The organism is Acinetobacter sp. YH16031 (genome assembly GCF_013417335.1).
Classification (GTDB): Bacteria; Pseudomonadota; Gammaproteobacteria; order Pseudomonadales; family Moraxellaceae; genus Acinetobacter.
Genome location: NZ_VPED01000099.1, coordinates 1 through 2753, shown reverse-complemented (window position 1 = coordinate 2753; position 2753 = coordinate 1). Strand labels below are relative to the sequence as shown.

3 protein-coding genes are annotated in these 2753 nt (G+C 40.5%); 1 reads left to right on the top strand and 2 read right to left on the bottom strand.

What is annotated here, in order from left to right; translation table 11 throughout:
* Positions 1–483 precede the first annotated feature (483 nt).
* Together FTV31_RS16150 and FTV31_RS16145 are read right to left on the bottom strand one after the other, a co-directional pair.
* Complete coding sequence (locus tag FTV31_RS16150; protein ID WP_180015679.1) at positions 484–789, bottom strand: hypothetical protein; 306 nt, start codon at positions 787–789, stop codon at positions 484–486.
* A 5-nt stretch (positions 790–794) separates the two neighbouring features.
* The gene (locus tag FTV31_RS16145; RefSeq protein ID WP_179997535.1) at positions 795–1238 is read right to left on the bottom strand and encodes a hypothetical protein; all 444 of its coding nucleotides are present in this window, start codon (positions 1236–1238) and stop codon (positions 795–797) included.
* Between the two features lie 607 nt (positions 1239–1845).
* On the opposite strand from FTV31_RS16145, the gene FTV31_RS16140 reads away from it, so the two are divergent.
* The gene (locus FTV31_RS16140; protein WP_012634451.1) at positions 1846–2490 is read left to right on the top strand and encodes a quinolone resistance pentapeptide repeat protein QnrD1; all 645 of its coding nucleotides are present in this window, start codon (positions 1846–1848) and stop codon (positions 2488–2490) included.
* Positions 2491–2753: the final 263 nt, after the last annotated feature.

The following is a 2753-nucleotide window of genomic DNA, read 5'->3' as shown; positions in this document are numbered from 1 at the left end:
TCTGGTTAGGTTGGGCTTCTTTCGACGGTGCAATCCAAGAAATCCCTAGTCCGTTGATTGGTGCTCTTATCAGGTACGCACTGTAATCTTTCGATACCGCAGCGTGATTCGGAGGCAGAGCCGGAATTTCGTTTTCCGGTACGTTTTACTACCACAATTTGCCTGTTTATCCTTTCGGAGACCGGGCTAAGTCCGAGTCAATCAAGTGGTGCATTTGAGTTAATGTCTTTGAATGGTTTTAAGGAAGTAGTGACAAGCTAGCTTCCCATTGCTAAGATTGGATTGTCTAGGTCTGATCTTAGCAACGAATGCACCGAATCAGATTAGCAGAGCCGAAGTGATGTCACAATCATTTCGGCTCTGTGCCTTTCGGAGTATCACAAAAAAATCCCGTCATATTTAAATCCGCAACGCTCGCCGCAAGATGAAAATTTATTTTTCATCGAGGAAGCGGAAGTGCATCTGATGCTGATTGGTACTCGGTCACTCCGTTTTATTATTTTCCCGTTTTTTCTTGGCGCGTTTGTACATCGTTTTTACCGTGAGCACGCTTAAATTATGTGGTGTCTGCTCATTTAAACAATCGGTTATTCGTTGCCATGACCGGTATTTTCTGGCTTCGGTGATTTCATCAAAGGCTTCATCAAACACTTTTTGCATACTTTTGAGTCCACCAAAGGTCAGTAAAAAAATAGTTTTATTGAGCGATTCTCTTACAGGTTTGATCCCCGATTGTCTGATAGCATCGGCGATATGTTTTTCGAGTCTCTCTAATTCTTTTTTTTCCATCCCGATCACCTAAAAAATAAAATTAATGTGATGATAAGTGCATTACTGAGTAGAACGGTTAGGAAAAAGGTTATCGTCCAGCGAGTCAGCTTTTGTTGTGTTTTTTGATGTCGTTTTTTTTCATCATCCAGTTCTTGCCTTAAATGTGAGTATTGTTCACTGAAATCATTCAGAAGTTTTTGACTGGCGTTAAGCGTGCTGAGTTGATGATTGACTTCTAAGTTCCATTTTCGGAGGTTGTGGCGCAGTTCTTGGTCAATACGGGTGACATCATCCTGTAAACGTTCTGTGAGCGTTTTTCTCGGTGAAAGATGGAGTGATTCAGCGAGGATTTCACGTGCTTTGTTGGTGATAGTTTTATTTTCTCGTTCAGCAATGATTTGAAGTTTATCTTTGAGATCATCTTCAATTCTAAAGCTCACCGTTGTTGTTTTTTTGCTCTCTGCCATTAATTCCCCTTTTTTCTCGTTGTCTAAAAACGTTGACGTACAAGGCTCTAAGGTGTGTTACCTATGCGTTTTTAATTGGTTTGTTAAAAATATCTCCAAATACAAAATTACAGGCACGAGGGCGACGATACACAAACGGGGACAAAATGGGGACATTTTTACCGTTTATTACCGTCGCGTACTCAGGGGGCTTTCCCCTGATACCCCGAAGCCTCTACGAGTCTTTTTCTGACGCGCTGCGCTTGTCCAACGATTCACAGACAGATAAAAATTTTATCTGCCCGTTCACCGTTTATGAGTCAAACGGGAAGATAATTATTTTGAAGGTTAAGGGGTAATTTTTGTGGCTAATAAAATAATGTTAAAAACGAAGCCAAACGGCACAGAAACCGTTCTAAACTTTCAGGGTAGATTTGGGTGTTTGATAGGGTGATCGTGTCTTAAAATCGTTTTGAGGGGCTTTAATGCGGATGAATGGGCGGTTTTAGTAAACTAACTCGCCCGTTTAACATAAAAGGGATTGTATGAATCAATTTTAGCTAGAGTTTAAGGTTGTTCAAATTAATGTACAATGATTGCACTGTATAAATAACCAGGTGTAGCATGTATGGAAAAGCACTTTATCAATGAAAAGTTTTCACGAGATCAATTTACGGGGAATAGAGTTAAAAATATTGCCTTTTCAAATTGTGATTTTTCAGGGGTTGATTTAACTGATACTGAATTTGTTGATTGTAGTTTTTACGACAGGAATAGCTTGGAAGGGTGTGATTTTAATAGAGCCAAACTAAAAAACGCTAGCTTTAAAAGCTGCGATTTATCAATGAGTAATTTTAAAAACATTAGCGCCTTAGGTCTTGAAATTAGTGAGTGTTTAGCTCAAGGAGCTGATTTTCGAGGGGCTAATTTTATGAATATGATAACTACAAGGTCATGGTTTTGTAGTGCTTATATAACCAAGACAAATCTTAGTTACGCTAATTTTTCTAGAGTCATATTAGAAAAGTGCGAACTGTGGGAAAATCGCTGGAATGGCACTGTGATAACTGGCGCCGTGTTTCGTGGCTCCGATCTTTCTTGTGGGGAGTTTTCATCGTTTGATTGGTCTTTGGCTGATTTTACTGGTTGTGATTTAACGGGTGGGGCGCTTGGCGAGCTTGATGCAAGGCGAATTAATTTAGATGGAGTGAAGTTGGATGGAGAGCAGGCGCTTCAGCTTGTTGAGAGTTTAGGTGTTATTGTTCACCGATAAAATCTAGGTAAAAAACGCCTAATGCCCCAATGTGGTACTAATCAAAACGGAGCGAAGCGACATCTTCATCTTGTCTTTGCTTTTCTCCATGATCAGTTATTGGGTCATGGTCTCTTAGCTCGTTAATCTGGCTAAGTCTGGTTAGGTTGGGCTTCTTTCGACGGTGCAATCCAAGAAATCCCTAGTCCGTTGATTGGTGCTCTTATCAGGTACGCACTGTAATCTTTCGATACCGCAGCGTGATTCGGAGGCAGAGCCGGAAT

Coding starts and splice junctions, on each gene's coding strand:
- FTV31_RS16150 (WP_180015679.1), bottom strand. CDS start 789: ATGGAAAAAAAAGAATTAGAGAGACTCGAAAAACATATCGCCGATGCT.
- FTV31_RS16145 (WP_179997535.1), bottom strand. CDS start 1,238: ATGGCAGAGAGCAAAAAAACAACAACGGTGAGCTTTAGAATTGAAGAT.
- FTV31_RS16140 (WP_012634451.1), top strand. CDS start 1,846: ATGGAAAAGCACTTTATCAATGAAAAGTTTTCACGAGATCAATTTACG.